The organism is Mycobacterium sp. VKM Ac-1816D, assembly GCF_000416385.1.
Lineage (GTDB): Bacteria > Actinomycetota > Actinomycetes > Mycobacteriales > Mycobacteriaceae > Mycobacterium > Mycobacterium neoaurum_A.
The window spans coordinates 24,204-51,168 of record NZ_AOHQ01000105.1 but is presented as its reverse complement, the minus strand read 5'-3'; the positions used below and the strand labels follow the sequence as shown (position 1 = coordinate 51,168).

Sequence of the window (26,965 nt, the reverse complement as noted above, 5' to 3'; positions counted from 1 at the left end):
TACGTCGTGAGTAGATCCGAGGAAGTGTGATGTTCGCCGAAAATCTTGATGACCAGCAGCGCCTGGCCGACCTGTACGCCACCGATCCCGAGTTCGCCGCCGCGGCACCAGACCCCGCCATCGCCGACGCCGTCGCCGCTCCCGAGATGCGCCTGCCCGAGATCATCCGCACCGTTCTGACCGGGTACGCCGAGCGGCCCGCGCTCGGCAGCCGTGCCGTCCAACTGGTCACCGACGAAGCCACCGGACGCACCCGTGCCGAGCTCCTCGGCCACTTCGAGACCATCACCTACGGACAGCTGTGGGACCGCGTCCGTGCCGTCACCAACGCCTGGTCCGACACCGTGCGCCCGGGTGACCGCGTGGCCATTCTCGGTTTCGGCAGCGTCGACTTCACGGTCATCGACATCGCCCTGACCCAGCTCGGGGCGGTCTCGGTCCCGCTGCAGACCAGTGCGACGGCCGCCGCCCTTGCCCCGATCGTCGCTGAGACCGAACCGGCGCTGATCGCCTCCGATGTGAACCATCTCGATGACGCCGTGACGCTGGCGCTGGAGTCCGGTGTGGCGACCGTGGTGGTCTTCGACCAGAACCCCGCCGTCGACGACGACCGCGAGGCGATCGCCGCCGCCACGGCCCGGCTCGACGGGCAGACCCTGGCGACCCTCGACGAGGTGATCGCAGCCGGAGCCGAACGCCCGGACGTCGCGATCCCGGCGCAGGAGGGTGATCCGCTCTCGCTGCTGATCTACACCTCCGGTAGCACCGGCGCCCCCAAGGGCGCCATGTACCCGCAGGGCAAGGTCGCCGACATCTGGCGACCGGCCATCAACTCGCACTGGGATGCCCGCCAGGGGCACGTTCCGGCGATCGTGCTGAGCTTCATGCCGATGAGCCACGTCATGGGACGCGGCATCCTCTACGCATCGCTGGCCAGTGGCGGCGTGGTCAATTTCGCCGCCCGAGCCGATCTGTCCACACTGCTGGAGGATCTGGCGCTGACGCGCCCGACACAGCTCAACTTCGTCCCACGGGTGTGGGACATGCTGTTCCAGGACTATCAGAGCCGCGCCGCCCACGGCGGCTCCGAGGCCGACATTCTCGCCGATATGCGGACCAATCTGCTGGGCGGCCGCTATGTCAGCGCGCTCACCGGATCGGCGCCGATTTCCCCCGAACTCAAGGCATGGGTCGAGCGGCTGCTGGATCTGCACCTGGTCGAGGGCTACGGCTCGACCGAGGCCGGTGCGGTCTTCGTCGACGGTCAGATCAGCCGGCCGCCGGTGCTGGAGTACAAGCTGGTCGATGTTCCCGAACTGGGTTATCACTCGACCGATGTGCCACATCCGCGCGGCGAGTTGCTGATCCGTTCCGAGCAGCTGTTCCCGGGCTACTACAAGCGCCCCGAGGTCACGGCGTCGGTCTTCGACGAGGACGGTTTCTACCGGACCGGTGACATCGTGGCCGAGCTCGGCCCCGACCAGGTCGCCTACATCGACCGGCGCAACAATGTGCTCAAGCTGTCCCAGGGTGAGTTCGTCACCGTCTCCAAGCTGGAAGCGGTGTTCAACACCGCGCCGCTGGTGCATCAGATCTACATCTACGGCAACAGCGCCCGGCCCTACCTGCTGGCCGTGGTGGTGCCCACCGACCCCGCTGCCACCAAGGCCGAGATCGCCGACGCCCTGAAGGCGGCGGCGCGCAAGGCTGACCTGCAGAGCTACGAACTCCCGCGCGACTTCCTGGTCGAGACACAGGAGTTCACCACCGAGAACGGGCTGCTGACCGGGATCAAGAAGCTGGCTTGGCCGAAACTGAAGGAGCGTTACGGCGCCGAGTTGGAGCAGCTCTACACCGATCTGGCCGACGGCCAGGCCGGCGAGTTGCAGGCACTACGGGCCACCGGTGCCGATGCGCCGGTGCTGGAGACCGTGGGCCGTGCCGCCGTGGCACTGCTCGGCGCCGCCAGCTCCGATATCGCACCCGATGTGCATTTCACCGATCTCGGTGGTGACTCGTTGTCGGCGTTGACGTTCGGCAACCTGCTGGCCGACATCTTCGACGTCGAGGTGCCGGTCAGCGTGATCGTCAGTCCGACAGCGGATCTGGCCTCCATCGCCGCGCACATCGAGACGCAGCGCTCCGGTTCGGGCCTGCGGCCGAGCTTCGCCTCGGTGCACGGCAAGGACGCCACGGTGGCTCGGGCCGCCGACCTGACCCTGGACAAGTTCATCGATGCCGAGACACTGGCGGCCGCGGGCGATCTCGCCGGCCCGGCGACCAATGTCCGCACCGTCCTGCTGACCGGCGCCACCGGATTCCTTGGCCGCTACCTGGCCCTGGAGTGGCTGGAACGGATGAACCTCGTCGACGGCAAGGTGATCGCCCTGGTGCGGGCCCGCTCCGATGCCGAGGCACGCGCCCGCCTGGATGCCACCTTCGACACGGGTGACCCGAAACTCGTTGCGCACTACCGGGAACTGGCAGACAAACACCTGGAGGTGCTCGCCGGCGACAAGGGTGAGCACGATCTCGGACTGGATCGCCAGACCTGGCAGCGGCTGGCCGACACGGTCGACCTGATCGTCGACCCGGCGGCCCTGGTCAACCACGTGCTGCCCTACAACGAATTGTTCGGGCCCAATGCCCTCGGCACCGCCGAGCTGATTCGCGTCGCGTTGACCACCCGCATCAAGCCGTTCGTGTACGTCTCGACCATCGGTGTCGGGGCGGGTATCGAGCCGGGGCGCTTCGTCGAGGACGCCGATATCCGCGAGATCAGCGCCACCCGGGTGCTCGACGACAGCTACGCCAACGGGTACGGGGCCAGCAAGTGGGCGGGTGAGGTGTTGCTCCGCGAGGCACACGAGCAGTTCGGGCTCCCGGTCTCGGTGTTCCGCTGCGATATGATCCTGGCCGACACCAGCTACGCCGGTCAGCTCAACCTGCCGGACATGTTCACCAGGATGATGCTGAGCCTGGTGGCCACCGGCATCGCCCCGAAGTCGTTCAATCAGCTTGACGCCCAGGGCAATCGGCAGCGCAGCCACTATGACGGCCTGCCGGTCGAGTTCATCGCCGAAGCCATCTCGACCCTCGGTGCCGATGTCACCGACGGATTCGAGACCTACCACGTGATGAACCCGCACGATGACGGTCTCGGTCTCGACGAGTTCGTCGACTGGCTCGTCGACGCGGGACACCCGATCCGGCGTATCGACGACTACCAGGCGTGGTTCGAGCAGTTCGGTGCCACCTTGCGGACGCTGCCGGACCGGCAACGGCAGGCCTCACTGCTGCCGCTGCTGCACAACTACACCACCCCGGGCCAGCCGGTGAACGGCGCCATGGCACCCACCGATGTGTTCCGCACGGCGGTGCAGGAAGCGAAAATCGGCCCGGACAAGGATATTCCGCATGTCAGCCGGGACGTGATCGTCAAGTACGTCACCGACCTGCAATTGCTCGGCCTGCTGTAATCAGGCCTGCCAGACGGCCCAGTGGTGGACTTTGATCTCCACCACTGGGCCGTCGAGCGCGGTGCGTTCGTACTGCGGGTATTTCGCGCGAAGCAGCCCGTATCCGATTGCCATCTGCTCACCGTCGTGATGCACGGTGGCCGTGCCGTCGGCGCGCACCCACCACAGCGCCGACCAGTCGTCATCGTAGTGATCGACCAGCAGGCTCACCCGCGGGTTCACCTCGATATTGGCCAGCCTGCGCAGGCGCTGTGTGGACTTCCGCTTGGCGTCGACCGCCGTGTACACCGTGTCGCCCTCGACGGCGAAGACCACCGGCACCAGATGCGGCACCCCGTGGTCGTCGGCGGTGGACAACGCGGCGACGGGTGCGCCGGCGAACAGGGCGTGCGGTTCGGCCATCCTCCGATCGTAGAACCCGGTAGCGTCGGACCTCGTTCACCGAGATGTCAGGTCACGGCCACCAACCGGTCGTCTGCCCATCGGAAGGTTCCCACATGTTGATTTCGTCGACCGGTCGCACGCAGCGACGAGGAATGGCAGTCGCCGCGGCGGTGCTCGTCGGGGCGGGCCTGGTCGCCTGTGCACCGCCGGAGAAGGACCAGGCCACCGACGGCGGTGGCAGCGATGCCCGCACCGCCACCTCGGCAGCCGATTTCGGCGGTATCCAGGGCCTGATCGAGGCGGCCAAGGCCGAGGGCGAACTCAACGTCATCGCCCTGCCCGATGACTGGGCCAACTACGGCCAGATCATCAAGACCTTCGGTGACAAGTACGGCATCAAGGTGAATTCGGCTCAACCCGGCGCCAGCAGCCAGGAGGAGATCAACGCCGCAGAACAGCAGAAGGGCCGCAGTACCGCACCGGATGTCTTCGATCTCGGGCAGTCGGTGGCACTGGCCAACACCGACAGGTTCGCGCCGTACAAGGTCGAGCACTTCGGTGAGATCTCGGACTCGTTCAAGCATCCAGACGGTCTGTGGGTCAACGACTATGGCGGCTACATGTCCATCGGTTACGACTCCACCAAGGTGCCCACCATTGCCGGTGTCGACGACCTGCTCAAGCCCGAGTTCGCGGGCAAGGTGGCACTCAACGGTGATCCGACCCAGGCCGGGGCCGCGTTCTCCGGCGTGATGATGGTCGCCGTGTCCCAGGGCGGTTCCCCCGATGACATCGCCCCCGGGGTGGAGTTCTTCCGGAAACTCAACGAGGCGGGCAACTTCCTGCCGGTCGACCCCACCCCGGCCACCATCGCCTCCGGGCAGACACCGGTGGTGTTGGACTGGGACTACCTCAATGTCGAACAGTCCAAGAAGGTTCCGGGCTGGAAGGTCGTCATCCCACCCAACGCGGCGGTGGCGGGCTACTACTTCCAGGCCATCAACAAAGACGCGCCGCATCCCGCGGCAGCGCGGCTGTGGCAGGAGTTCCTGTACAGCGACGAGGGGCAGAACCTGTACCTCGGCGGTGGCGCACGGCCGGTGCGCGCGGACTGGATGGTCACCCACGGCACCATCGATCGCGAGACATACGGCACACTGCCCCCGGTCGACGGTGCGGCCACCTTCGTCACCGTCGAGCAGAACGCGGCCGCGACGAAGTATCTGGAAGCCAACTGGGCCAAGGCCATCGGCTGAGAAGTGCGCTACCTCCGGCAGACCCTGCCGCTGCTGCCGTTCCTGGCAGTGGTCACGGTCTTCCTGCTGATCCCGACCGTGACGGTCATCGTCAACGCCTTCGTCGTGGACGGCAGGTTCTCCCTCGAACTCGTCGGCGCGTTGTTCGGCCAGGCGCCGCTGACCGCGCTGGTGCGCAGTCTGGTGCTCTCGGCTTCGAGCGCGTTGATCGGGGCGGTAGGCGGCGCGGTGCTGGCCTGGCTGATCCTGAGCAGCCCGCCGCGCTCGCTGATCCGGCGCGCCGTGCTGGCCCTGTCCAGTGTGCTGGCCCAGTTCGGCGGTGTCGCATTGGCTTTCGCGTTCCTGGCGACGGTGGGTATCAACGGTGTGCTCACGCTGTGGTTACAGCACCTGTTGAGTGTGAACATCGCGCCGGGCGGCTGGTTGTACAGCCTGCCGGGATTGATCCTGGTGTACACCTACTTCCAGATCCCGCTGATGGTCATCGTGTTCCTGCCCGCCCTGGAGGGCCTGCGCGCCCAGTGGCGTGAGGCCGCGGTGAGTCTGGGGGCGAGCACCTGGCAGTACTGGCGTGCGGTGGCACTGCCCTTGCTGACGCCGGCCTTTCTCGGCTCGACGCTGCTGTTGTTCGCCAACGCATTCGCCGCGTATGCCACCGCGGCGGCGTTGGTCAGTCAGGGCAGTCCGATTGTGCCGCTGCTGATCCGGGCGGCGTTGACCAGTGAGGTGGTGCTCGGTCAGGCCGGGCTGGCCTATGCCCTTGCCGTGGAGATGATCGTGGTGGTCGCCATCGTGATGATCGCCTACAACCTGTTGGTGCGCCGGACCGCCCGGTGGCTGCGATGATCCGACCGGTACGCATCCTGCTGTGGCTGGCCTTCGGTGCCTTCTTCCTGTTCCCGCTCTATGCGATGGCCGATTTCGCGACCCGTGACCCGTTCGGCGGCGGCCGCACCATGGCGGCCTGGGCGAATCTGGTCACCGATGAGGCGCTGCTGACCGCGATCGTCACCTCGCTGCTGCTGTCGGTGCTGACCGTGGCGGCCATGCTGGCGCTGCTGGTCCCCACCATGATCTGGGTTCGGCTGCGGGCCCCGTGGGCGAATCGGTTGGTGGAGTTTCTGTGCCTGCTGCCGTTGACGATTCCCGCGTTGGTGGTGGTCGTCGGGCTGCGCAACGTGTACCTGTGGGTGACCTACCTGCTCGGGGAGTCGGCGCTGACGCTGACTTTCGTCTACATCGTGCTGGTGCTGCCGTTCGCCTACCGGGCGCTGGATTCGGCGCTGTCGGCGATCGATCTGCGGACGTTGTCGGAGGCGGCCCGGTCGCTGGGGGCGGGCTGGACGTCGACGATCGTGCGGGTGATCGTGCCCAATATCGGCACCGGCATCCTGTCGGCGGCCTTCATCTCGATCGCCGTGGTGCTCGGCGAGTACACCGTGGCCTCACTGTCCGGATTCCAGACGCTGCCGGTGCAGATCGTCGAACTCGGCCGAAGTGACGGCCCGACATCGGTGGCGGCATCGCTGGCCACGTTGATCTTCGGCTTCGGACTGCTGTTGGGGCTGTCGTTGCTGACCGGACGGAAGAGGCGGCGCGGACACTCATGAGCGTGGCTGTTGAATTACAGGATCTGACACGCACTTTCGGGACGGTGAACGCCCTGGACGGGCTTGACCTGCGCATTGAACCGGGGGAGTTGGTGGCACTGTTGGGGCCGTCGGGCTGTGGCAAGACCACCGCGCTACGCATCCTGGCCGGCCTCGAGGAGGCGACGTCGGGATCGGTGCTCGTCGACGGCCGCGATATCACCGGGGTGCCGGCGAGCAAGCGCGATATGGGGATGGTGTTCCAGGCCTACAGCCTGTTCCCACATCTGACGGTGCTCGACAATGTCGCTTTCGGGCTGAAGATGCGCGGGGTTGGTGCCGGCGAACGGCGGTCGCGGGCGGCCGAGATGCTGGAACTGGTCGGGTTGTCTGCCCAGTCGCGGCGCTATGCCGACGAGTTGTCCGGCGGTCAGCAGCAGCGGGTGGCGCTGGCACGTGCGCTGGCGGTGCGTCCGCGGGTGCTGTTGCTCGACGAGCCGCTCTCGGCGCTGGACGCCAAGGTGCGCACCCAGCTGCGTGACGAGATCCGCAGGGTCCAGCTGGAGGTGGGGACGACGACGCTGTTCGTCACCCATGACCAGGAGGAGGCGCTGGCCGTTGCCGACCGGGTGGGCGTAATGAACGCCGGCCGGTTGGAGCAACTGGCGGTGCCGGCAGAGCTCTACGCCCACCCGGCAACCCCGTTCGTCGCGGATTTCGTCGGGCTCAGCAACAAGGTGGCGGCCACGGTGTCCGGCGGCACGGCAGGCCTGCTCGACGTGTCGGTCCCCGCGCTACCCGGCTCGGTGGACGGCGCCGGTGTGGCCATGGTGCGCCCGGAATCGGTGACCGTGCAGGCCGATCCGGCGGGGCGGGCGACGGTGGTCGCGGTGTCGTTCCTCGGCGCGATATCCCGGGTCAGCGTGACGGCGGCGGACGGCGCGGCGCTCTATGCCCAGATGAACAGTTCGGCGGCACGGGCGTTCGCGCCGGGCGATCGGGTCACCGTGGGGTTGGAACCGGGCGGCGTGCTCGTCGTCGCAGAGTAGGGGGTCGCGGGTCAGACGGCCTTGACCGGGTCGATGCCGAGGTCCCGATAGGAGACCAGGGCCGCGAAGGGCACACCGAGACCGCCGAACAGTTCGGCCGCGACATCACCGCGGTCGACCATCGGGATCACTCCGGTGACCGTCACACCGGCCTCCAGCACCCGGTCGTAGGCCTTCTTGGTCGATCCGCCGGTGCTGATCACATCGTCGACCAGCAGGACCCGGTCACCGGGGGACAGCCGGGTGCCTTCGATCCACTGTTCGCGGCCGCGTTGCTTCTGTTCCTTGCGGACCGAGAACCAGGCCGCACCGGTGACGATCGCGATGCCGTGGGCCAACGGATCGGCACCCATGGTCAACCCGCCGACCGCGTCGAACTCGATACCGTGTGCGGCGGCCAGATCGGCGACGGCGCGGCTGACGGTGGTGAGCCGCTCACCGTTGTCGATGGCGTGCTTGCCGTCGATGTAGTCATGGCTCAGCTGGCCGCTGACCAGCTTGAACGGCTCCTCGCGCCGTTCGTGGGCACGGGTGCGAATCAGATCGAAGGCGGCCTGCCAGCTGTCCGGACGTTGCATACGGCGATCGTATTGCACCGCGCCGGGGCGGTGTGAGAACGGTTCAGCCCCGCTGGGCCCGCCGCGTCAGTTCCACTGCGGCGGCGCGCAACTCACCGATGCCATCGATGGGCTTGAGGTAACCGGCCCGGGTGTAGGCGATTCCGCGGGGCGTGTCCACCCGCAGGTCGAGGCCGTATCGGTCGGCCCCGGTGCAGGTCGCGGCGGTGGCATCGGGATATCCACCGAGCGCCCTGGCCATGGCCGTCAGCGCATCGGCGTGGTCGGCGTTGAGGTGGGCGATGGCGCCCGCGGAATGCGGTGCGACGGGGTCGGGTGCGGCGGCGGTGTACTGCGCCCCGGTGGTGGAGTCCATCCGGCCGTAGCCACCGACCCAGCGCACCCGCTGCACGTCGAGCACCCACAGCGTGAAATCGCTGTAGTCGATGTAGTACTTGGCGGCGGGAACCGCATCGAGGTGGGCCTGCCGGGCGGCGTCCAGCGCGGCGCCGGTGGGCCGCACGGCCACACCGGCCAGCGTGATGCGACCCGATGCCAGCGGGTCGTCCGGCGTCTCGGGGGCGACGATGGCGATGCTGGCCCGCTGGTCACCGGCGAGGTTGCGGCCATGTTCGGCGAGGTTGGACACGCACAGCACCGGTGCGCCCTCGTGCAGACCGTAGGTGACGAAGGATGCCCACGGATCACCGTCGGAGGTCAGGGTGGCCAGCGTCGCGGTGTTGGTGGACGCCGCGATGGTGCGCGCCTCCTCCGCAGCCGAAGGGCGGGTGGCGTCGCTCACCGGGGCCGTCGGTGGCGGGATCGACGGGGCGTCTCCCGGATCGCCGTGGTCGCGCAGATCAGCCATAGCGGCACCCTACCGAAACCCGGGGCGGGTGTATGTGGGCGCACAGTCGGGTACGAGGGTGGAAGGGCACGGCATCCGGGCCGCCCCGCGACTACGTTGGAGAAGCGATGACCTTGCCGTTCGCCCAGTGGTTACCCCGACAGCGGTGGTACGGCGGGCGCGGCCGCTATCTGACCGACGTCCGCCCGACGGTGGTGCCCCTCGGCGAGGACCTCGACCTGGTCCTGCTCGAGGTCGACTACGCCGACGGGTCCGTCGATCGGTATCAGGTGGTGGTGCGCTGGGACTCCGGTGCCGAGCACACCGCGATCGGCACCGATGCCGGCCGTACCGGATACGACGCCCTCACCGATCCCGAGGTGGCCGGCCGACTGCTGGGCCTGATCGGCGAATCCGCCACCATCGGCCCGGTCAGCTTCTCGGCCGAACCCGACGTCCAGTGGGGTCCGGTGACACCGGTGCGCAGTATGGGCGCCGAACAGTCGAACACCAGCGTGGTGTTCGGCGACCACTCGATCATGAAGGCATTCCGCAGGCTGACCCCCGGCATCAACCCCGATATCGAACTGACCCGGGCGCTGGCTGGTAATCCGCATATCACCGCACTGCTCGGCTCCTATGACATCGCTTGGGAGGGTGAGCAGTACACGCTGGGCATGGTGAGCGTCTTCGCCAAGGGTTCATCCGACGGCTGGTCGGTGGCAGAGCGGCGCACCGAGGATTTGCGTTCGGCGGAGGCGGATTTCGTTCAGGAGTCACACCTGCTCGGCGAGGCGGTGGCCTCGGTGCACCTGTCCTTGGCCGAGACCCTCGGCAGCCGGATGACCGCGTTCCCGGCACAGACGCTGATCGATCGGGCCCGGTCGGTGGCCGCGTCGGTGCCCGAGGTCGCCGCACGCCTCGCCCAGATCGAGCAGTGCTATCGGCAGGTCGCCGACGAGCCGACCCCGCAACAGCGTGTCCACGGCGATCTGCACCTCGGTCAGGTGTTGCACACGCCCGCCGGCTGGCTGATCATCGATTTCGAGGGCGAACCCGGGCAGCCGCTGGCCGAGCGCCGCCGCCCGGACTCCCCGCTGCGCGATGTGGCGGGAATGCTGCGCTCCTACGATTACGTTGCCTCGCAACGGTTACTGACTGTCCAGGACGCCGACCTCGAAGTGGCCGCGCGCGAGTGGGTGCAGCGCAACCGCAAGGCTTTCTGCGACGGGTACGCCTCGGTCGGCGGACTCAATCCTTGGGATTCGGCCGGTGTGTTGGTGGCCTACGAGCTGGACAAGGCGGTCTATGAGGTGGGCTACGAGTCGCGCTACCGCCCGACCTGGCTGCCGATCCCGCTGGGTGCACTGGACCGGTTGCTGGGCAACTAACGCACCAGCCGACGCAGCAGCGCCGATGCGGTGAGCACTCCGAGCGCCGCCGACCCGACCAGCACCGCGATGTCCAACGCCGCATTGGTGGGCGTTCCGATCAGCAGGCCGCGCAGTGCATTCACTTCATAACTCAGGGGATTGACCGCCGACAGCCAGCGCAGCCACTGGGGCATGACCTCCACCGGGTACAGCGCATTGGAGGCGAAGAACAGCGGCATGGTGATGGCCTGGCCGATGCCCATCAGCCGGTCCCGGTTGCGCACCAGCCCGGCCAGCGACATCGACAGGCAGGCGAAGAACGCCGAGCCGAGCATCACTACCGCCATCGCGCCGAGGATGCGCAACGGGTTCACCGTCATGTGCACACCGATGACATACGCCAGCGCGACGACACCGATGACCTGCACCACCGAACGCACCCCGGCGGCGAACGCCTTCCCGGTGATCAGGGCTGACGGTGGTGCCGGAGTGACCATCAGTTTGGCCAGGATGCCCGCGTCGCGGTCCCAGATGATCTGGATGCCATAGAAGATCGAGATGAACAGTGCCGATTGCGCGATGATCCCCGGTGCCAGGAACGCCAGATACGGCACGTCGCCGGTGTCGATCACGCCGAGCCGATTGAAGGTCTGACCGAAGATGATCAGCCACAGGGCGGGCTGCACCATACGGGTGAACAGCTCGGTGCGGTCGTGCCGCAGCTTCTGCACCTCGACGAGGGCGAATGCGCCCATCCGCGAGCCGATTCCGGGTATCCGGCGCCAGCCGCGCGGGGCCCGGATCAGGGGGACGGGGATATCAACCGACACGGCGGGCCGTCCTTCGGGCGGCGCGGACCTCCCGCAGGCCGGCCGGCGCCGCGTTGTCGAGGTCCGAGCCGGCATAGTGGCGGAACACGTCCTCCAGTGTGGCATCCTTGCCGACGGTCGACTTCAGCTCGGACGGGGTGCCTTCGGCCTGCAGCCGGCCGTGGTGCATCAGGACCACCCGGTCGCATAGGGCGTCCGCCTCGCCCATGTAGTGCGTCGTCAGCAACACCGCCATCCCGAAGTCCTGCTGCATACGCTCGACTTGGTCCCAGACACTGTCGCGGGCAATGGGATCCAGACCGACGGTCGGTTCGTCGAGGAGCAGCAGCGAGGGGCGGTTCACCAGTGCCTGCGCGAGCTCGAGGCGACGCACCATACCGCCGGAGTAGCTGCCCGCGGGCTTGTCGGCAACCTCGGTCAGTCCCATCGCGTCGATCGCCTCGGCCACCCGGGCGGCGCGGTCCCGGCGGCCGATGTCGTAGAGGCGGGCGAACAGTTCGACGTTCTGCCGACCCGTCAGTGCCGCTTCGATGGAAAGTTGTTGCGGCACATAGCCGATGTTGTATCGGATGTCCATGGTGTCGCGACGGGCGTCCAGGCCGAAGATGTGGACCTGCCCCTGCTGGATCGGGGTGAGGGTGGTCAGTACGCGGATCGCGGTGGTCTTACCGGCCCCGTTGGGCCCGAGCAGGCCGACCGTCTCGCCCGGTCGGACCAGCAGGTCCAGCCCGTCCACCGCGGTGAACTTGCCGTAGCGATGGGTGAGCCCGCGACAGTCGATGGCCGCAGCGGTCATGGGTTGTCCTCCTGCAGGATCCGGGTGAGCTCGGTGAGGACGTTCAGTCCGGCGGTGAGTGCGGCGATCTGGTCGTCGTCGAGTCGGTCCAGCGCCCCGGCCAGTGCGGTGCGCCTGGCCTCGCGGGACCGGTCGGCGATCTGCTGCGCGGCGGGAGTGAGCCGCAACCGGCCCACCCGACGGTCGCTGCTGTCCACCGAACGGATCAGCAGGTCGTCGGCGGCGAGTCGGGAGACCAACGTGGAGGCGGTGTTGGCGGCCAGGCAGAGTTCGGCGGCCGCATCGCGCACCGACACCCCGGGGCGGCGGCCGACGAGTCGCAACAGCTCGGTCTGTGACTGGGTCAGACCGTCGTGGTCGAATCCGCCGGCCGTGCCTTTCGTGGATCGGCGCAGCTGGCGACGGAATCGTCCGACCACGCCGAACAGTTCGCCGGCCAGATCGGTGCGGGTGCGCATGGCCCACACATTACCTCTGTTACAGAGCTATCTGCAGGCGCGCTGATGAGCGGGCCGGCCGGTCGATCCGACTCGCCGATTTCCCCGCAACTCTCCCCTCGGGGTAGGGTTGGTGAAGCGGGCGCGAACAGTGTTTCCGTCCAACACATCTGGCGCAACGTGGCGCACCACATCACCAGCTTTTCGAGGAGCCCTCGTGCCCATCACCCCTGCGCGGGAACAGTCTGTACTGGCCGCACTGCGCTCACCACGACGGCTGCGCACCGAGGTCCTCGCCGGCCTGGTGGTGGCGTTGGCGTTGATTCCCGAGGCCATCTCCTTCTCCATCATCGCCGGCGTCGACCCCCGCGTCGGACTGTTCGCCTCGTTCACCATGGCGGTCACCATCGCCCTGGTCGGAGGCCGGCCGGCGATGATCAGCGCCGCGACGGGAGCTGTCGCGCTGGTGGTCGCGCCCTTGGTGCGCAGCCACGGATTGGATCACCTCATCGCGGCGGTGCTGCTGGCAGGTGTCATCCAGGTGATCCTCGGCGGCTTGGGGGTGGCCCGTCTGATGCGGTTCATCCCGCGCAGCGTCATGGTCGGATTCGTCAACGCGCTGGCCATCCTGATCTTTGTCTCCCAGGTGCCGCACCTGCTCGGTGTTCCGTGGCTGGTGTATCCGATGGTCGCGGTCGGGATGTTGCTGATGATCCTGCTGCCCAGGATCACCACCGCGATCCCCGCCCCACTGGTGGCGATCGTCGTGCTGACCGCTGCCACGATCGGATCGGGCTGGTCGGTGCCGAACGTCGGCGACGAGGGGCAGCTTCCTTCCAGCCTGCCGTCGCTGCTGATTCCGCAGGTGCCGTGGACCTGGCAGACATTGGGGGTGATCGCGCCCTATGCGTTGACCATGGCGGTCGTGGGTCTGCTGGAGTCGCTCATGACGGCCAAACTCGTCGACGACATCACCGACACGCCCTCGAACAAGTCGCGTGAGGCAATCGGTCAGGGGGTGGCCAATGTGGTCACCGGTCTGTTCGGTGGCATGGGCGGTTGCGCGATGATCGGCCAGACCATGATCAACGTCAAGGTCTCGGGTGCCCGTACCCGGATCTCCACCTTCCTGGCCGGCGCGTTCCTGCTTGCCCTCGTTGTCGGCCTCGGTGACCTGGTCGCGCAGATTCCGATGGCAGCCCTGGTAGCCGTGATGATCATGGTGTCGGTGGCCACTCTCGACTGGCACAGCGTGCACCCGAAGACGTTGCGTCGCATGCCCAAGAGCGAAACTGCCGTCATGCTGGCGACGGTCGCGGTCACGGTGGCCACCGACAATCTCGCCTATGGGGTCGGGGTCGGGACATTGACCGCCATGGTGTTGTTCGCCCGCCGCGTCGCACATCTGACCGAGGTCGTCGAGATGTCCGACCCCGATGCCGGGAGCGATGCGGACACCCGCGTCTACGCTGTCCGAGGCGAGCTCTTCTTCGCATCGAGCAACGACCTCATATACCAGTTCGACTACGAAGCCGACCCGCTGAACATCGTCATCGACATGAGTCAGGCGCACATCTGGGATGCCTCGACGGTGGCCACCTTGGATGCGATCACCACCAAGTACGCGGCCAAGGGTAAGAATGTCACCATCATCGGGATGAACGACAACAGTGCGCAGCGCCATGCCCGTCTCAGTGGTCGCATGGAGTCCGCCCACTAGGGTGCGTACCGTGGGCGAGCTTTTGCAGATCGGTGATGTCGCTGCCCGAACCGAGTTGTCCATCAAGACGATCCGACATTACGACGAGGTCGGTCTGGTGACCCCCTCGGCGCGTTCGGCCGGTGGTTTCCGGCTCTACACCGCCCGAGATATCGATCGCCTGCTGTCGATTCGGCGGATGAAGCCGCTGGGCTTCACACTTGAGGAGATGCGTGAGCTGCTCGACGCCCTCGACGTGATCGGTGACGTGTCGTCGGACCCCGAGCGGCAGGTCCATGCCAGACGCCACCTGGCCGACTGTCATGAGCGTGCCCGGCAGGCGTCCGCGAAGTTGGCCCGGAACCTGGCCTATGCCGAAGAACTGATCGGACAACTGTCGGACTACGGCACCGCGGACCCTACTCGGTGACCTCGACGCCGCGCGCCCGTAGCAGGGTCACCGCCTCGGCGGTGGTGTCCGCGGCGACTCCCGCGCACAGCGGTAGCAGCACCCGCGTGCGCAACCCGGCGGCAGCGGCGTCCAGCGCGGTCGCGCGCACGCAGTAGTCGGTGGCGATGCCCACCACGTCCACGGCGTCCACACCGCGGCGGGCCAGCCAATCGGTCAGCGAGGTGCCATCGGCATCGGTGCCCTCGAAACCGCTGTAGGCGGCCGAGAACTCACCCTTGGTGAACACTGCCTCGACCGCGGCGGGGTCGAGATTCTCGTGGAAGTCCACCCCGGAGGTGCCGACCACGCAGTGCCGCGGCCAGGACACCCGGTAGTCCGGGGTATCGGAGAAATGCTCACCGGGATCGATGTGGAAATCCATGGTCGCGACCACATGGTCGTAATCGTGACCGGTGAGCAGGCCGGTGATCGCACCGGCGACGGCGGCACCACCTTCGACGGCCAACGATCCGCCCTCACAGAAATCCTTCTGCACATCCACCACGATCAGCGCACGCATGCAGACAACCGTACTGCTCAGCCACCGAAGAGCAGATAGAGCCCGAGGAACGTGTAGCCCACCATGACCAGCATCATCGCCAACTGCCCGGTCATCTGATGCCCCTTGGGCAGTACCCGCAGCGCGCGGTCGTGCGCGGCCACCACCCCCGCCACATGCCCGAGCAGCACGAAGCCCACCTTGAGCGATGCCAGCAGTGACGGGTGCATGGACAGCAGGTAATAAACCTGCGCGTCCTGCAGCCCGAGGAGCGCGTGCACCGTCTGCTGACCCTTCTCGATCAGATAGGTCAGGTAGTGGGCGAACACGTATCCGATCACGATCGGTATCAGCGAGTGCGCCATCAAACCCGGCAGTTGCCTGCGCCGCGCGCGGTCCACACCACCGGTGGCCGCGGCCGCCAGACTGAACGTCACGCCGACGGTGACGACGAAGACCGCCAGCCCGGCCGTCTTGACGGCGCTGGCTCCCCATTGTCCGTCGGCGTGCGCGTCGACGAAGTTGCGCCATCCCGGGATGGCCGAGAAGCTGTCGAAGGCCGTGGAGCCCAGCAGAACCGCCAGCACGGCGACGATGCCCGGGCGGACCGGTAGCGACAGCAGTCGGTCGAACGGGTTGCCGATGGCGATGCGGCCGTCCGGGTTGCGCCGCCACGGTGCGCACCGCGAGGCCACCATGCTGTACACCTCGAAGGGGTCGGCTCGCGCACACCAGCGCTGCCCGCACAAGAGCGCACCGACCATGGTGATCCCGAAGTACACCAGCAGCCAGATCTTCACCGCCGAAAGCGATCCGGGGTCGGGACTGGCCAGCTCCAGCCAGACGAAGGCGAACAACCCGGCCGCTGCCGGCCAGTAACCCAACCGGGGCGGGTAGGTGATGCGGGCGCCACGCACACCCAGCAGGCGTGTGACGGTGCGGGCCGGCGACAGCACCCGCCAGACGGGGCCGAACAGCGCCGACAACGCCACCAATCCGACCCACAGCAGCACGTAGAACACCCCGGGCAGGGCATTGCGGGAATCCTGCGGGCCGGTCACGGCCGCGACGGTGACCCAGACGGTGAACGCGATACCGGCACCGGCCAGCACCCAGCGGGTGATGGCCGAGTCGACCACGCGGGTCACGATGTCGGGCAGCGGACGTCCCGGAGCGTCGGCATCGAATCGCGGTGTGCGCCAAGCCAGTGCGACCAGGGCGAAGGTAAAGGTGAGTGTCCAGGCGGCGCCGATCAGCGCGTAGGTGAACGGGATGGGCAGGTCGGTCGAGCCGCCCAGCCCGTGCGCCAGTACGGTCACTGCACCGCGATGGTCGCGACGACCCGATGCGCCTCGTGCAGTTCCACGTCGACCCTTCCGGGCACCTCGACGGTGAACTGGAACGTCTGTGCCGGACCGGGTTTCACCTCGAAGGAGTGTTCGGGGGTGGCGTGGACGTGCAGTTCGTCGGGTGTGTCGCTGGTGACCCGGATCAGTATAGGCTCACCGACACGGGCCCGCAGCTGCTGATTGGTCGGGGTGACCTGACCGCCGGCGATGGTGACCTCGAGCAGCACCTGCTCCGGTGCCGCCTGCTGGTCGGTCAGGGTCGGGACCGCGGACGCGGCGGGCTGGGCCGGCTCCTCGGGACGGTCGGGTGGCCGGCTGCTGCAACCCGCCGATACCAGTGCCGCGGTGGCCAATACGATCAATGACCGCACACTACGTCCTCTCCTCGTCGGTGTCTTCGTCGTCGTCGGGGGTGCGCCGGTCCCGGATCGCCACATAGGCGACGACGCCCGCGACCACGACCGCTGGCGCAAAAGCCGGCAGCGCCAACAGCAGTGAATGGTCGGCCAGATAGGTCATCGACGTGTTCAGTGTTGTGGCACCGGATGTTTGGGTGTCGATTCGGTGTCCACCCGCATCTCCCGGTCGTTGATCCGGCCCGCACCCCAGCTCAATGCCGCGATGAGGATGAGCGAGCACAACAGGACCACCAGGGAGGCCGCGGTGAACAGCCAGCTCGGCACCTCCAGGTTGCGTTCGCGCTGCAGGATCTCGATCTCCTGGACGAACGGCCGATCGATCGACCGCTCGGCGGGCAGTTCGGTGGCACCGATACCCGGATCGGCGGGCAGGAACACGGGCACGGCGGCCATGGTCCGGCCGTCCTGGACGCGGACCAGCGTTTTCCAGGTGCCCCACACCGGCATCGGGCGGGTGGTGCGGTAGTGCCCTGGCCCGAGCCGCTCCAGGTGATCGACCACCAGTCCGCGCTCGTTGTCCAGTCCGCCCTGCCAGGACAGCATCGAGACCCATTCGGGGTCCTCGCTGATCAGATCGGCGGGGGTGACGCGGATATCGGCGCTGACCAGCCGCTGGCCGGCGGGGCTGGGAAGTTCGGTCAGGGTGATCTGCGCGCTGGCGTTCTGCGGCACCGAGATGTTCAACCCGTTGCCCACGGCAGCGCCGATGGTCAGCACGGTCGCCACGATGATGCCGATGCTCACCGCGCGTTTGGGCAGCGGTCGCCCGGTGAGCACGATGCCCAGCAGCGCGCCGCACATGCCCATCAAAATGGCGACGGGCGCGGCGGTGAGCACGGTCTCGATCCACATCGAGGAGGGCCACGGATACATGAAGACGGCGTCGATCCAGAAGGACTCCAGCCACAACCCGACGGTCCCGATGGCGGCACCGGCCACCGCGCCGAACACGATGGGGCGCTTGATCAACGGAGTGAGCGCCAACAGCTCGACCACCAGGGCCGGGCCGAGGTAGAGCGCGAACCAGCTGTAGGGCGCCCCGAGCACCGGGCCGACGGCCACGGCGACGATGCCGCGGATCAGTAGGGCGAACAGCACGGCGGCGATGGCCGCGCCGCGGCCCATGGTGATCCGCGCGGCGATGAGCGTCAGCGCGGCCGCCGCGGCGACCAGCATGGGGTGCAGGACCAGCCGGAACTGCTCGATGCCGAAGTCGTATTCGACGGGGAAGACCGACATGCCGATGACCAGCCCGCCGAAGGCAAAGTAGCGCAGGACCGTCGGCAGCGAGCTGTCGTCGGCCGCGGTCCCCGAGGCGAGCCGACCCTCGTGTTCGAGCAGCAGCACGGCGACCAGGGACAGGCCCGCCCCGCCGATCAGCATCAGATGCGTCGGCCCCCACAGCGTGACGTCCTGGCCGAAGATGCGGTGCCACACGTCATCGAGCGGGAAGCCGATGAGCGCGTACAGACCGCAGGCGGCCATCAGGATTCCGCCGACGGGGGCGTACCAGGTCCTGGTGATCTTGATGGCCGCGGGCCCGGGCTTCTCGTGGGGCAGGATGATCGCCATCGAACCGGCGATGAACAGCAGGAACAGTCCGACCAGGATGAAGTAGTGCGCCGGGTTGGCCAGCGGGCCGGAATCGCGGCCCTTGCCGATGTGCAGGCTGACATCCCAGATGAAGCCGAACATGGCGCAGATGATCGTCGAGGTGAACAGCAGTGTCGGCAGGGCCACCCAGGCGGGCCGGTTCATCTTGGCGCCGACCTTGTCGCCGAGGTTGCCCAGCCAGGTGATCCGCCGGGTGCGGTGCAGGATGCCGATCCACAGCAGCCCCGCGGTGATGATGGCGGTCGCGATCGAGATACCGATGATCTGGTCCAGCGCGGCGCCACCACCCTCGGTGGCCTCCACTGCCAAGACTGACAACGTGCCTGCCATCTGCACCCCCGTTTGAGTCGCCGTCGACGTTCTTACCGGCCGGTAATGTTGCCAGAATCGGTTATCCGAAACCAGGGGTACCGGGTCACGATTAGCCTCGGTGCCGATGAAGCTCGCCGGTTATCGCCTACGGCAACGCGACGGCATCAGCTGCGGCCCCACCGTCGCGGTGGTCGCCGCCGCGTTGCTGGACGAGGGTTACCGGTCGCGGCTGCAGACGGGTCCCGGGTGGTTCGGCACCGAACAGGACATGGTGCATCGACTGGTGAACCGGGTGTGGCCGCCGCCATCGCCGACCGCTGCGCAGTGCCTTGTCGCTGGCGGGTCGCCCGCGGTCTGCTGCCCGGGCGGGTGGATGCGATCGCGGATGTGTTGGACGCCGTGCGTGCCGGCGCCCCGGTGCCGATGCTGATCGGGCAGGTCATCCCGCGGCACTGGGTCCTGATCGTGTCGGTGACCGGAGAACGGTTGCGCTGTTTCGATCCGGCGTCCGGCGAACTGCGCGAGGTCACCGTCTCGGCTGTCCGGCAAGCGCAACTGGAGGGGCTCGGATTCGGCAGACCGTTCGCTTTCGTGCTACCGATCCGACCCGGGCCGCGTTGCGCCCCCCAGCGGGTCGAACTATAGTCTGGACACATGTCCAGCATGCCTGCGCCGCAGTTCAGCGGATTGAGCTGACGTGCGTATCGCTCTTCTCTCCTACCGCAGCAAGACCCATTGCGGTGGGCAGGGCGTCTACGTCAGGTACCTGTCCCAAGGCCTTGCCGAGCTCGGCCACCAGGTCGAGGTGTTCTCCGGTCAGCCCTATCCGGAGGGCCTCGACCCGCGGGTCCGGCTCACCAAGGTGCCCAGCCTGGACCTCTACCGCGAGCCCGACCCGTTCCGGGTTCCGCACCCGCGTGAGATCCGCGATCACATCGACCTGCTCGAACTGCTGACCATGTGGACGGCCGGATTCCCCGAGCCCAAGACGTTCTGTATGCGGGTCAAGCGGATCATGGCCGAGCGCGGCGACGAGTTCGATGTCGTGCACGACAACCAGAGCCTGGGATCGGCGCTGCTGGGCATCGCGAACATGGGATTGCCTGTCGTCGCCACGGTGCATCACCCGATCACCAGGGACCGGGTCTTGGAGGTGGCCGCCGCCACGTGGTGGCGCAAGCCGTTGGTCCGGCGGTGGTACGCCTTTGCCGAGACGCAGAAGAAGGTCGCGCGCGCCATCCCCGAACTGCTGACGGTCTCCTCGACGTCGGCGGCCGATATCGCCGAGGATTTCGGGGTGAGCGCCGACCAGCTGCACGTGGTGCCGCTGGGCGTGGACACCGATCTGTTCACGCCGTCGCCGACGCGGGTTCCCGGGCGCATCATCGCGATTGCCAGCGCCGACGTACCGCTCAAGGGCGTCGGGAATCTGTTGCATGCGGTGGCCCGCCTGCGCGCCCATCACAACCTCGATGTGCAGCTGGTGTCCAAGCTCGAGCCCAACGGTCCGACCGAGAAGCTCATCGCCGAACTGGGCATCTCCGATATCGTGCACATCTCCAGCGGATTGTCCGACGAGGATCTTGCCGGCTTGTTGGCTTCTGCCGAGATCGCTTGTATCCCTTCGTTGTACGAAGGTTTCTCGCTACCCGCCGTCGAGGCGATGGCCAGCGGTACCCCGATCGTCGCCAGCCGGGCGGGCGCGCTGCCCGAGGTGCTGGGAGCCGAAGGCGAGTGCGCCAGGTTGGTCCCGCCCGCCGATGTCGATCAATTGACCACCGTGCTCGGGGAACTGCTCGATTCGCCTGCCGAGCGGCAGCGCCTCGGCGCGGCCGGCCGGCGCCGGGCCGTCGAGGTGTTCAGCTGGGAATCCGTTGCGGCACAGACCGTCGCGGTGTACGAGCGCGCCGCCCAGAGAACTCAGAAAGGACGCACTGCGTGCTGACCGTCGATTTCGACAGACTAGGTATCGGCCCGGGGACATCGGTCATCGATGTCGGTTGTGGGGCCGGGCGGCATTCCTTCGAGGCCTACCGGCGTGGTGCGGACGTCGTCGCCTTCGACCAGAGCGTCGAGGATCTCAATGACGTCGACGCGATCTTAACCGCGATGAAGGAGCAGGGTGAGGCTCCGGCCTCGGCACGTGCCGAGGCCGTCAAGGGTGATGCGCTCGACCTGCCCTACGCCGACGGAACCTTCGACTGTGTGATCGCCTCGGAGATCCTGGAGCATGTACCCGCAGACGACGCGGCCATCGCCGAGCTGGTCCGGGTCCTCAAACCCGGCGGCGCGCTGGCGGTCACGGTGCCGCGCTGGCTCCCGGAAAAGGTCTGCTGGATGCTCTCTGACGAGTATCACGCCAACGAGGGCGGCCACATCCGCATCTACAAGGCCGACGAGTTGCGCGACAAGATCACCGGCCGCGGAATGCATTTCACGCACAGCGAGCATGCGCATTCGCTGCACTCGCCGTTCTGGTGGCTCAAATGTGCTGTCGGCGTGGACAAGCCGGATCACCCGGTGGTGACCGCTTATCACAAGCTGCTGGTGTGGGACATGATGAGCCGGCCGTGGGTCACCAAGCAGGCCGAGGCCGCGTTGAATCCGCTGATCGGTAAGAGCGTCGCCCTCTATTTCCGCAAGCCAACGGTCTGAGATGACCGCCCACGAGATCCCCGGTGTCGCCGGTGTTCTGACACCCGAGCAGTGCCTCCAGACGGCGGTCTCCATCGCCGACACCCAGGAGTCCTCGGGCGCCATTCCGTGGTCCGTGGGCGGACACACCGATCCCTGGGATCACGTCGAGAACGCGATGGCGCTGACGGTGGCCGGGCTGCTGGAGCCGGCGCGGGCCGCCTTCGAGTGGAGCCGGACGGCCCAGCGACCGGACGGATCCTGGCCGATCCAGCTGCGTAACGGCGTCATCGAGGACGCCAACACCGACAGCAACTTCTGCGCCTATATCGCGACCGGTGTGTGGCACCACGTGTTGATCACCGGTGACCGCCGCTTCGCCGAGCTGATGTGGCCGACGGTGTCCCGCGCGATCGACCTGGTGCTGACGATGCAGCTTCCCGGTGGGGAGATCGGTTGGGCCAGAAGCGATGCCGGTCTGATCGAGGAGGCGCTGCTGACCGGCTGTGCGAGCATCTTCCACAGCATCCGGTGTGCGCTGGCGCTGGCCAACTATCTGGACGATCCGCAACCGGAGTGGGAGGTTGCGCTCGGCCAGCTGGGCCATGCCATCGCCGAGCACCCGGAGTCGTTCAACGCCAAGGACTCTCACGCGATGGAGTGGTACTACCCAGTGCTCGGCGGTGCGTTGCGCGGGCATACCGCACGGGCCCGTATCGAGGCGCGGTGGGACGATTTCGTGGTCGAGGACCTCGGCATCCGCTGTGTGGACCATCGGCCATGGGTCACCGGCGCCGAAACCTGCGAGCTGGTGCTGACGTTGGACGCCATCGGTGATCGCGCCAGGGCTCGCGAACAGTTCGCCGCGATGCAGCACCTGCGCGAAGGCGACGGTTCTTACTGGACAGGACTGGTGTTCGCCGACGGGAAGCGTTGGCCGGAGGAGCGGACCACCTGGACGGGCGCGGCGATGATCCTGGCCGCCGATGCGCTGTCGAGTACCACCCCGGCCGCCGGTATCTTTCGGACCGACCTTCCGCGCGGGCTGGAGAGCGAATTCGACTGTGCCTGCGCCACATCCGGTCCGGCGGGGCGTTAGCGACGCTCCAGCAGCCGCAGTGAGCCGGTGACCGAGACCTCGGTGAAATCACCGGAATCGATGGCACGCCGGTAGATGTGGTACGGCGCCTGTCCGCCGTCGTTCGGGTCGGGGAACACGTCGTGGATCACCAGGGCGCCGCCGGATGCCACCCACTTGGCCCACCCGTCGTAGTCGCGCTGAGCGGCCTCCTCGGTGTGACCGCCGTCGATGAACAGGAATTGCACCGGCGTCGCCCAGACCTTGGCGACCACAGGCGATTTCCCGACGACGGCCACCACGTGCTCGTCAAGGCCCGCCAGGTCGAGGGTGTGCCGTGCGGTGGGCAGGGTGTCGAATCGGCCGGTGACGGGGTCGACCAGGCTGGTGTCGTGATACTCCCACCCCGGCTGGTGTTCCTCGGACCCGTGGTGGTGGTCGACGGTGTAGATGATGCTGCCGGTCTGCACGGCGGCCGCCCCGAGCAGCACCGTCGACTTCCCGCAGTACGTGCCGATCTCGACGCCGACGCCGCCGGCCAGGTAGCGCACCGCCGCGTCGTAGAGCGCGCGCCCCTCGTCGGCCGGCAGGAAGCCGGTGACCTGCTCGGCGAACGCGAAGAGCCGGGCGGTTTCGGGCGGCAGGTCGGTCTGCGCGGTGCTCATGGCAGACAACCTACCGTTGCTGGTGGGCCGGGGTTGCAGTAGTGTCTGGACACGTGTCCGATGCGACCCTGGAGTCGACGCGCCGTCGGTTGAGCGCCAAGCAGGCCGACACCGTCGATCGCCTCGGCAGGGCGGCCTTGGATCTGCTGGCCCGGGATGGTTTCGCGGCATTGACCGTGCGTCGGGTGGCCGCAGCGGCCGGCGTCGGTGCCGCGACGGCCTATACCTATTTCTCCTCGAAGGAACACCTTGTCGCCGAGGTGTTCTGGCGTCGGCTCGCCGAATCGCCGCTGGCCGCCCACGAGTCCGAGGATCCGGCGACCAGGGTGCTGGAGGTGCTGGAACACATTTCCGCGCTGGTGGCCGGCGAGCCGGAATTCGCGGGCGCGGTGACCAACGCGCTGCTCGGTAAGGATCCCGATGTCGACGCGCTGCGGGGGCGCATCGGCGCCGATATCCGAGGCCGCCTCGTGGCGGCACTGGGGGCGGCGGTCGATGCCGATGTCATCGAGGCGCTCGAGTTGCTCTACACCGGAACGCTGGTGTGGGCGGGCATGGGCTACGAGGGCTATCCGGAGATCTCGCTGCGGCTACTGAAATCGGCGCGGCTGATCTTGCGTTGATCCGCGCCGAGGATCGCCGCCGCCGCGGTGATGGCCGGCGCCAGGATGCGCTGTACCGGTGCGCCGTCCTCGACGGTCAGGGCGGTGAGCTCGCGGAGCCCGCCGAGCAGGATCACCGCGAGTTCCCGGCTCACCGGTGCGATGTCCGCGCGCTGGAAGCCCGGACTGCTGGTCAAGTCGACGAGCATTTCGGTCAGTCCGCTCATCGCCGAACGCTGTACGGTGCGCACCGTCGCGCCGAGGGCGGGCAGTTCCCTGATCCAGCTCAGCATGATCGCCGGCCCGGCGTCGATGTGCGCGACATAGGCCGAGGCGGCCTGCTCGATCTGGTCCTGCCATGGTGCCTGCGGATCCACGGCGGCGCGGATCTCGGCGATCAGTGTCTCGTGATCGGCGCGCAGCAGCTCGAGGAAGCACTGTTCCTTGTCGGTGAACTCGGCGTAGAAGGTGCGCTTGGAGGTGCGTGCATGGCGCACGATATCGGCCACCGTGGTGGTGCGATAGCCGCGTTCGGCGATCGAGGCGGCCAGCCCGTCGAGCAGACGAACCCGAAACGACGTGTCGTCGCCCATCAACCCTCCTCGTCGAACGGGTCTTGCCGGGGCCGGTACCGAGGAGTACCGTAGCCGACATCCCGTGGTACACCGCAGTACCACCTACCGGTCTGGAGTGTGGTCATGAGCGAAGCGACCGTCGAACGTATCGATACCCCCGCCATCAACCTGCCTCCTGGCCCGACCTTCAACCGAGCGGTGCTCGGCATCGGCTTTGCGCTGTTCCGCCGTCCGGTGGTCGCGCGTCTGGCCAGTCGGTACGGGTCTGCCTTCAGTATGCAGCTGCCGGTCTTCGGCCCGACGGTGATCGTCACCGACTCGCAGTTGGCCAAGCAGTTGTTCACGGCCAGCCCGGAGGATGTCGGCAACATCCAACCCAATCTGTCGCGCATCCTCGGCGCGGGTTCGGTCTTCGCGCTCGACCGTGCCGAGCACCGACGTCGCCGCAAGCTGCTCACCCCGCCGTTCCACGGCAAGAGCATCAAGAACTACGAACGCATCTTCGAGGAAGAGACGCTGCGCGAGTCGGCGAATTGGCCTATCGGGCAGGAGTTCCCGATTCTCGAACCGATGATGCGGATAACCCTCAACGCGATCCTGCGCGCGGTGTTCGGTGCCGACGGAGCTCATCTCGACGAACTGCGCCGGATCATCCCGCCGTGGGTGACGCTGGGCTCGCGGTGCGCGACCCTGCCCACTCCGAAGCGGGACTACGGACGCTGGCATCCCTGGAGCCGGTTGGCCGAGTATCGCCGCCGCTACGACGAGGTGGTCGGCAGGCTCATCGACGAGGTCGCGGCCGATCCGCGCCTCGACGAGCGCGATGACGTGCTGGCCCTGTTGCTGCGCAGCAGTTATGAGGACGGCACCGCGATGTCGCGACAGGACATCGCCGACGAACTGCTGACCCTGCTGGCGGCCGGTCACGAGACCACGGCCTCGACCATGGGGTGGGTGTTCGAGCGGATCAGCAGGCATCCCGATGTACTGAGCAGGCTGGTCGAGGAGGCGCAGGGAGATGACACCGCCAATGAGTACCGCCAAGCCGTCATCCTGGAGACCCAGCGGGTGCGCACCGTCATCGACTTCTCGGGACGGCATGTGTATTCGCCGACCTTCGAACTAGGCGAGTGGGTCATCCCGCGCGGACATTCGATCGTGGTGAGTCTGTCGCAGCTGCACGAGCGTGAGTTCGACAACGCCGATCGATTCGATCCACAGCGGTTCGTGGGCAACCGTCCGCCGCTGGCCTGGGTGCCCTACGGCGGCGGGACCCGGCGCTGCGTCGGTGCCGTGTTCGCGAATGTGGAGATGGATATCGTCCTGCGAACGGTGTTGCGGCACTTCACCCTTGCCACCACCACCGCGCCGGGGGAGAAGGTGCACTCACGTGGAGTGGCCTTCACCCCCAAGCGCGGTGGGCGCGTGGTGCTACACGCCCGGTGAATCAGACCTCCGCGCGCTTGGGTAACTTCCAGCCCGGGCGCGGGAAGTGGCAGGTGTACCCGGTCGGGTAGCGCACCAGGTAGTCCTGATGCTCGGGCTCGGCCTCCCAGAAGGGAGCCTCCGGTACCACCTCGGTGACGACCTTTCCGGGCCAGAGGCCGGAGGCGTCGACATCGGCGATGGTGTCCAGCGCGATCGACTTCTGCTCGTCATCGACATAGAAGATCGCCGACCGGTAGCTGGTGCCGACATCGTTGCCCTGACGGTTCTTCGTCGACGGGTCGTGGATCTGGAAGAAGAACTCCAGCAGTGCCCGGTAGTCGGTCTCGGCGGGGTCGTAGATGATCTCGATCGCCTCGGCATGGCCCGGGTGGTTGCGGTAGGTGGCGTGCTCGTTCTCGCCGCCGGTGTAGCCCACCCGCGTCGACACGACCCCCGGCTGCTTACGAATCAGATCCTGCATGCCCCAGAAGCAGCCGCCGGCCAGAATGGCCTTCTGGAAGTCGCTCATGCGCTATCACTCCTTTGCTTCGGTTCACCATCCATTGTGCTCCGCCGTTACGGTGGAACCCATGCGTAGAGCTGTAACAACAGCGCTCGTCGGTCTAATCCACGCCGGCTGCCTGCTCGCGGCGGGTTTTCCGGTCGCCTCGGCCAGTCCTGCGGACGTCCCGCCTGAGGTCCCTGCCGACCCGGACCGGGTCGTGTTCGCCGATAATCCGCAGATCCTGAACCCACACGCGGCGGTGGTGGAGTCGTGGAGCCGCAGCGATGACGGATTGCTGCTGAACTTCGTCTCCGGCGCGCAAGACTGCTTCGGCGTCCACGTCCTGGTCGACGAGACGCCGGAGGCCGTCACCGTCGACCTCAACGGCGGTATGCCGCCCTCGTCGATCGGCCGGATGTGCATCGCGCAGGCCGTGCCGGGCAGTGTCGAGGTCCGCCTCGACGAACCGCTGGGTGACCGGGTGGTGCTGGCCGTTGCCAGAAATCTCGACAAACCCAGCTAGAACGTGTTCTAGTTT

29 protein-coding genes are annotated in these 26,965 nt (G+C 67.3%); 15 read left to right on the top strand and 14 right to left on the bottom strand.

Annotation, left to right across the window (positions count from 1 at the left end):
• Positions 1 to 29: 29 nt before the first annotated feature.
• A complete protein-coding gene (car, locus tag G154_RS02430) occupies positions 30 to 3,479 on the top strand; it encodes a carboxylic acid reductase (protein ID WP_019510583.1) in 3,450 nt (1,149 codons plus the stop codon).
• Here car and G154_RS02425 read toward each other — a convergent pair whose 3' ends face one another.
• Positions 3,480 to 3,881 (bottom strand): TIGR03668 family PPOX class F420-dependent oxidoreductase, encoded by a 402-nt coding sequence (locus G154_RS02425; protein WP_019510584.1) that lies wholly within the window; start codon positions 3,879 to 3,881, stop codon positions 3,480 to 3,482.
• A 134-nt stretch (positions 3,882 to 4,015) separates the two neighbouring features.
• Here G154_RS02425 and G154_RS02420 point away from each other — a divergent pair, with 134 nt between their 5' ends.
• From G154_RS02420 to G154_RS02405, 4 genes are read left to right on the top strand one after another with little or no spacing between them, the layout of a single operon-like run.
• Positions 4,016 to 5,119, top strand: coding sequence for an ABC transporter substrate-binding protein (locus G154_RS02420; protein ID WP_019510585.1), 1,104 nt, complete (start codon positions 4,016 to 4,018; stop codon positions 5,117 to 5,119).
• 3 nt (positions 5,120 to 5,122) lie between these two features.
• Positions 5,123 to 5,965, top strand: a complete 843-nt coding sequence (locus G154_RS02415) for an ABC transporter permease subunit (RefSeq protein ID WP_019510586.1) — start codon at positions 5,123 to 5,125, stop codon at positions 5,963 to 5,965.
• A complete protein-coding gene (locus tag G154_RS02410; RefSeq protein WP_019510587.1) occupies positions 5,962 to 6,729 on the top strand; it encodes an ABC transporter permease in 768 nt (255 codons plus the stop codon). The genes G154_RS02415 and G154_RS02410 overlap by 4 nt, the downstream gene beginning before the upstream one ends.
• Positions 6,730 to 6,731: 2 nt before the next feature.
• Positions 6,732 to 7,757: an ABC transporter ATP-binding protein gene (locus G154_RS02405; protein WP_023985021.1), complete on the top strand. Its 1,026-nt coding sequence runs from the start codon at positions 6,732 to 6,734 to the stop codon at positions 7,755 to 7,757.
• 11 nt (positions 7,758 to 7,768) lie between these two features.
• On the opposite strand, the gene G154_RS02400 is transcribed toward G154_RS02405, so the two are convergent.
• Together G154_RS02400 and G154_RS02395 are read right to left on the bottom strand one after the other, a co-directional pair.
• Complete coding sequence (locus G154_RS02400; protein WP_019510589.1) at positions 7,769 to 8,335, bottom strand: orotate phosphoribosyltransferase; 567 nt, start codon at positions 8,333 to 8,335, stop codon at positions 7,769 to 7,771.
• Positions 8,336 to 8,378: 43 nt separating this feature from the next.
• Complete coding sequence (locus G154_RS02395; RefSeq protein ID WP_019510590.1) at positions 8,379 to 9,182, bottom strand: HugZ family protein; 804 nt, start codon at positions 9,180 to 9,182, stop codon at positions 8,379 to 8,381.
• A 107-nt stretch (positions 9,183 to 9,289) separates the two neighbouring features.
• Between G154_RS02395 and G154_RS02390 the strand changes: the two genes are divergently transcribed.
• Entirely contained in the window at positions 9,290 to 10,552 is a 1,263-nt protein-coding gene (locus G154_RS02390) for a phosphotransferase (RefSeq protein ID WP_019510591.1), read from the top strand.
• On the opposite strand, the gene G154_RS02385 is transcribed toward G154_RS02390, so the two are convergent.
• The 3 genes from G154_RS02385 to G154_RS02375 form a co-directional block, all read right to left on the bottom strand.
• Positions 10,549 to 11,289, bottom strand: a complete 741-nt coding sequence (locus G154_RS02385; protein WP_019510592.1) for an ABC transporter permease — start codon at positions 11,287 to 11,289, stop codon at positions 10,549 to 10,551. The two genes, G154_RS02390 and G154_RS02385, sit on opposite strands and share 4 nt — an antisense overlap.
• A 64-nt stretch (positions 11,290 to 11,353) precedes the next feature.
• Positions 11,354 to 12,160, bottom strand: coding sequence for an ATP-binding cassette domain-containing protein (locus G154_RS02380; protein WP_019510593.1), 807 nt, complete (start codon positions 12,158 to 12,160; stop codon positions 11,354 to 11,356).
• A complete protein-coding gene (locus tag G154_RS02375) occupies positions 12,157 to 12,618 on the bottom strand; it encodes a MarR family winged helix-turn-helix transcriptional regulator (RefSeq protein ID WP_019510594.1) in 462 nt (153 codons plus the stop codon). The genes G154_RS02380 and G154_RS02375 overlap by 4 nt, the downstream gene beginning before the upstream one ends.
• 196 nt (positions 12,619 to 12,814) lie before the next feature.
• Between G154_RS02375 and G154_RS02370 the strand changes: the two genes are divergently transcribed.
• Positions 12,815 to 14,317: a SulP family inorganic anion transporter gene (locus G154_RS02370; RefSeq protein WP_019510595.1), complete on the top strand. Its 1,503-nt coding sequence runs from the start codon at positions 12,815 to 12,817 to the stop codon at positions 14,315 to 14,317.
• A gap of 10 nt (positions 14,318 to 14,327) precedes the next feature.
• Positions 14,328 to 14,726, top strand: coding sequence for a MerR family transcriptional regulator (locus G154_RS02365; protein WP_019510596.1), 399 nt, complete (start codon positions 14,328 to 14,330; stop codon positions 14,724 to 14,726).
• Here G154_RS02365 and G154_RS02360 read toward each other — a convergent pair.
• The 5 genes from G154_RS02360 to G154_RS02345 are packed head-to-tail and all read right to left on the bottom strand — an operon-like array spanning position 14,716 to position 18,958.
• Positions 14,716 to 15,267 carry an isochorismatase family protein gene (locus G154_RS02360; RefSeq protein WP_019510597.1) on the bottom strand — a complete coding sequence of 184 codons (552 nt, stop codon included), beginning with the start codon at positions 15,265 to 15,267 and terminating at the stop codon, positions 14,716 to 14,718. The genes G154_RS02365 and G154_RS02360 overlap by 11 nt on opposite strands.
• Before the next feature lie 17 nt (positions 15,268 to 15,284).
• A complete protein-coding gene (locus G154_RS02355; protein ID WP_019510598.1) occupies positions 15,285 to 16,565 on the bottom strand; it encodes a hypothetical protein in 1,281 nt (426 codons plus the stop codon).
• Positions 16,562 to 16,966: a hypothetical protein gene (locus G154_RS02350; protein ID WP_019510599.1), complete on the bottom strand. Its 405-nt coding sequence runs from the start codon at positions 16,964 to 16,966 to the stop codon at positions 16,562 to 16,564. The genes G154_RS02355 and G154_RS02350 overlap by 4 nt, the downstream gene beginning before the upstream one ends.
• 1 nt (position 16,967) lies before the next feature.
• The gene (locus G154_RS26700) at positions 16,968 to 17,114 is read right to left on the bottom strand and encodes a hypothetical protein (RefSeq protein WP_019510600.1); all 147 of its coding nucleotides are present in this window, start codon (positions 17,112 to 17,114) and stop codon (positions 16,968 to 16,970) included.
• A gap of 8 nt (positions 17,115 to 17,122) precedes the next feature.
• Positions 17,123 to 18,958 carry a hypothetical protein gene (locus tag G154_RS02345; protein WP_023985017.1) on the bottom strand — a complete coding sequence of 612 codons (1,836 nt, stop codon included), beginning with the start codon at positions 18,956 to 18,958 and terminating at the stop codon, positions 17,123 to 17,125.
• A gap of 276 nt (positions 18,959 to 19,234) precedes the next feature.
• Between G154_RS02345 and G154_RS02340 the strand changes: the two genes are divergently transcribed.
• From G154_RS02340 to G154_RS02325, 4 genes are read left to right on the top strand one after another with little or no spacing between them, the layout of a single operon-like run.
• Positions 19,235 to 19,585, top strand: a complete 351-nt coding sequence (locus G154_RS02340; RefSeq protein ID WP_019510603.1) for a hypothetical protein — start codon at positions 19,235 to 19,237, stop codon at positions 19,583 to 19,585.
• Positions 19,586 to 19,637: 52 nt separating this feature from the next.
• Entirely contained in the window at positions 19,638 to 20,885 is a 1,248-nt protein-coding gene (locus G154_RS02335) for a glycosyltransferase family 4 protein (protein ID WP_019510604.1), read from the top strand.
• On the top strand, positions 20,879 to 21,595 hold the full coding sequence (locus tag G154_RS02330) for a class I SAM-dependent methyltransferase (protein WP_019510605.1): 717 nt from the start codon (positions 20,879 to 20,881) through the stop codon (positions 21,593 to 21,595). The genes G154_RS02335 and G154_RS02330 overlap by 7 nt, the downstream gene beginning before the upstream one ends.
• A gap of 1 nt (position 21,596) precedes the next feature.
• Complete coding sequence (locus G154_RS02325; protein ID WP_019510606.1) at positions 21,597 to 22,673, top strand: prenyltransferase; 1,077 nt, start codon at positions 21,597 to 21,599, stop codon at positions 22,671 to 22,673.
• Here G154_RS02325 and G154_RS02320 read toward each other — a convergent pair.
• Positions 22,670 to 23,317, bottom strand: coding sequence for a class I SAM-dependent methyltransferase (locus G154_RS02320; protein ID WP_019510607.1), 648 nt, complete (start codon positions 23,315 to 23,317; stop codon positions 22,670 to 22,672). The two genes, G154_RS02325 and G154_RS02320, sit on opposite strands and share 4 nt — an antisense overlap.
• 53 nt (positions 23,318 to 23,370) lie before the next feature.
• On the opposite strand from G154_RS02320, the gene G154_RS02315 reads away from it, so the two are divergent.
• Positions 23,371 to 23,940 carry a TetR/AcrR family transcriptional regulator gene (locus G154_RS02315; RefSeq protein WP_019510608.1) on the top strand — a complete coding sequence of 190 codons (570 nt, stop codon included), beginning with the start codon at positions 23,371 to 23,373 and terminating at the stop codon, positions 23,938 to 23,940.
• Here G154_RS02315 and G154_RS02310 read toward each other — a convergent pair.
• Positions 23,886 to 24,512 (bottom strand): TetR/AcrR family transcriptional regulator, encoded by a 627-nt coding sequence (locus G154_RS02310; RefSeq protein WP_019510609.1) that lies wholly within the window; start codon positions 24,510 to 24,512, stop codon positions 23,886 to 23,888. The genes G154_RS02315 and G154_RS02310 overlap by 55 nt on opposite strands.
• A 105-nt stretch (positions 24,513 to 24,617) precedes the next feature.
• Here G154_RS02310 and G154_RS02305 point away from each other — a divergent pair, with 105 nt between their 5' ends.
• A complete protein-coding gene (locus G154_RS02305) occupies positions 24,618 to 25,940 on the top strand; it encodes a cytochrome P450 (RefSeq protein WP_019510610.1) in 1,323 nt (440 codons plus the stop codon).
• Position 25,941: 1 nt separating this feature from the next.
• Here G154_RS02305 and msrA read toward each other — a convergent pair whose 3' ends face one another.
• Positions 25,942 to 26,451 (bottom strand): peptide-methionine (S)-S-oxide reductase MsrA, encoded by a 510-nt coding sequence (gene msrA, locus G154_RS02300; RefSeq protein ID WP_019510611.1) that lies wholly within the window; start codon positions 26,449 to 26,451, stop codon positions 25,942 to 25,944.
• Positions 26,452 to 26,512: 61 nt separating this feature from the next.
• Between msrA and G154_RS02295 the strand changes: the two genes are divergently transcribed.
• Positions 26,513 to 26,950 (top strand): hypothetical protein, encoded by a 438-nt coding sequence (locus G154_RS02295; RefSeq protein WP_023985016.1) that lies wholly within the window; start codon positions 26,513 to 26,515, stop codon positions 26,948 to 26,950.
• Positions 26,951 to 26,965: the final 15 nt, after the last annotated feature.

What these genes read in the sequence shown, in the direction of transcription:
- G154_RS02345 (WP_023985017.1), bottom strand. Translation starts at nt 18,958, where the DNA reads ATGGCAGGCACGTTGTCAGTCTTGGCAGTGGAGGCCACCGAGGGTGGT.
- G154_RS02395 (WP_019510590.1), bottom strand. Translation starts at nt 9,182, where the DNA reads ATGGCTGATCTGCGCGACCACGGCGATCCGGGAGACGCCCCGTCGATC.
- G154_RS02380 (WP_019510593.1), bottom strand. Translation starts at nt 12,160, where the DNA reads ATGACCGCTGCGGCCATCGACTGTCGCGGGCTCACCCATCGCTACGGC.
- car (WP_019510583.1), top strand. Translation starts at nt 30, where the DNA reads ATGTTCGCCGAAAATCTTGATGACCAGCAGCGCCTGGCCGACCTGTAC.
- G154_RS02375 (WP_019510594.1), bottom strand. Translation starts at nt 12,618, where the DNA reads ATGCGCACCCGCACCGATCTGGCCGGCGAACTGTTCGGCGTGGTCGGA.
- G154_RS02385 (WP_019510592.1), bottom strand. Translation starts at nt 11,289, where the DNA reads ATGGGCGCATTCGCCCTCGTCGAGGTGCAGAAGCTGCGGCACGACCGC.
- G154_RS02400 (WP_019510589.1), bottom strand. Translation starts at nt 8,335, where the DNA reads ATGCAACGTCCGGACAGCTGGCAGGCCGCCTTCGATCTGATTCGCACC.
- msrA (WP_019510611.1), bottom strand. Translation starts at nt 26,451, where the DNA reads ATGAGCGACTTCCAGAAGGCCATTCTGGCCGGCGGCTGCTTCTGGGGC.
- G154_RS02310 (WP_019510609.1), bottom strand. Translation starts at nt 24,512, where the DNA reads ATGGGCGACGACACGTCGTTTCGGGTTCGTCTGCTCGACGGGCTGGCC.
- G154_RS02410 (WP_019510587.1), top strand. Translation starts at nt 5,962, where the DNA reads ATGATCCGACCGGTACGCATCCTGCTGTGGCTGGCCTTCGGTGCCTTC.
- G154_RS02390 (WP_019510591.1), top strand. Translation starts at nt 9,290, where the DNA reads ATGACCTTGCCGTTCGCCCAGTGGTTACCCCGACAGCGGTGGTACGGC.
- G154_RS02325 (WP_019510606.1), top strand. Translation starts at nt 21,597, where the DNA reads ATGACCGCCCACGAGATCCCCGGTGTCGCCGGTGTTCTGACACCCGAG.
- G154_RS02320 (WP_019510607.1), bottom strand. Translation starts at nt 23,317, where the DNA reads ATGAGCACCGCGCAGACCGACCTGCCGCCCGAAACCGCCCGGCTCTTC.
- G154_RS02360 (WP_019510597.1), bottom strand. Translation starts at nt 15,267, where the DNA reads ATGCGTGCGCTGATCGTGGTGGATGTGCAGAAGGATTTCTGTGAGGGC.
- G154_RS02305 (WP_019510610.1), top strand. Translation starts at nt 24,618, where the DNA reads ATGAGCGAAGCGACCGTCGAACGTATCGATACCCCCGCCATCAACCTG.
- G154_RS26700 (WP_019510600.1), bottom strand. Translation starts at nt 17,114, where the DNA reads ATGACCTATCTGGCCGACCATTCACTGCTGTTGGCGCTGCCGGCTTTT.
- G154_RS02425 (WP_019510584.1), bottom strand. Translation starts at nt 3,881, where the DNA reads ATGGCCGAACCGCACGCCCTGTTCGCCGGCGCACCCGTCGCCGCGTTG.
- G154_RS02420 (WP_019510585.1), top strand. Translation starts at nt 4,016, where the DNA reads ATGGCAGTCGCCGCGGCGGTGCTCGTCGGGGCGGGCCTGGTCGCCTGT.
- G154_RS02295 (WP_023985016.1), top strand. Translation starts at nt 26,513, where the DNA reads ATGCGTAGAGCTGTAACAACAGCGCTCGTCGGTCTAATCCACGCCGGC.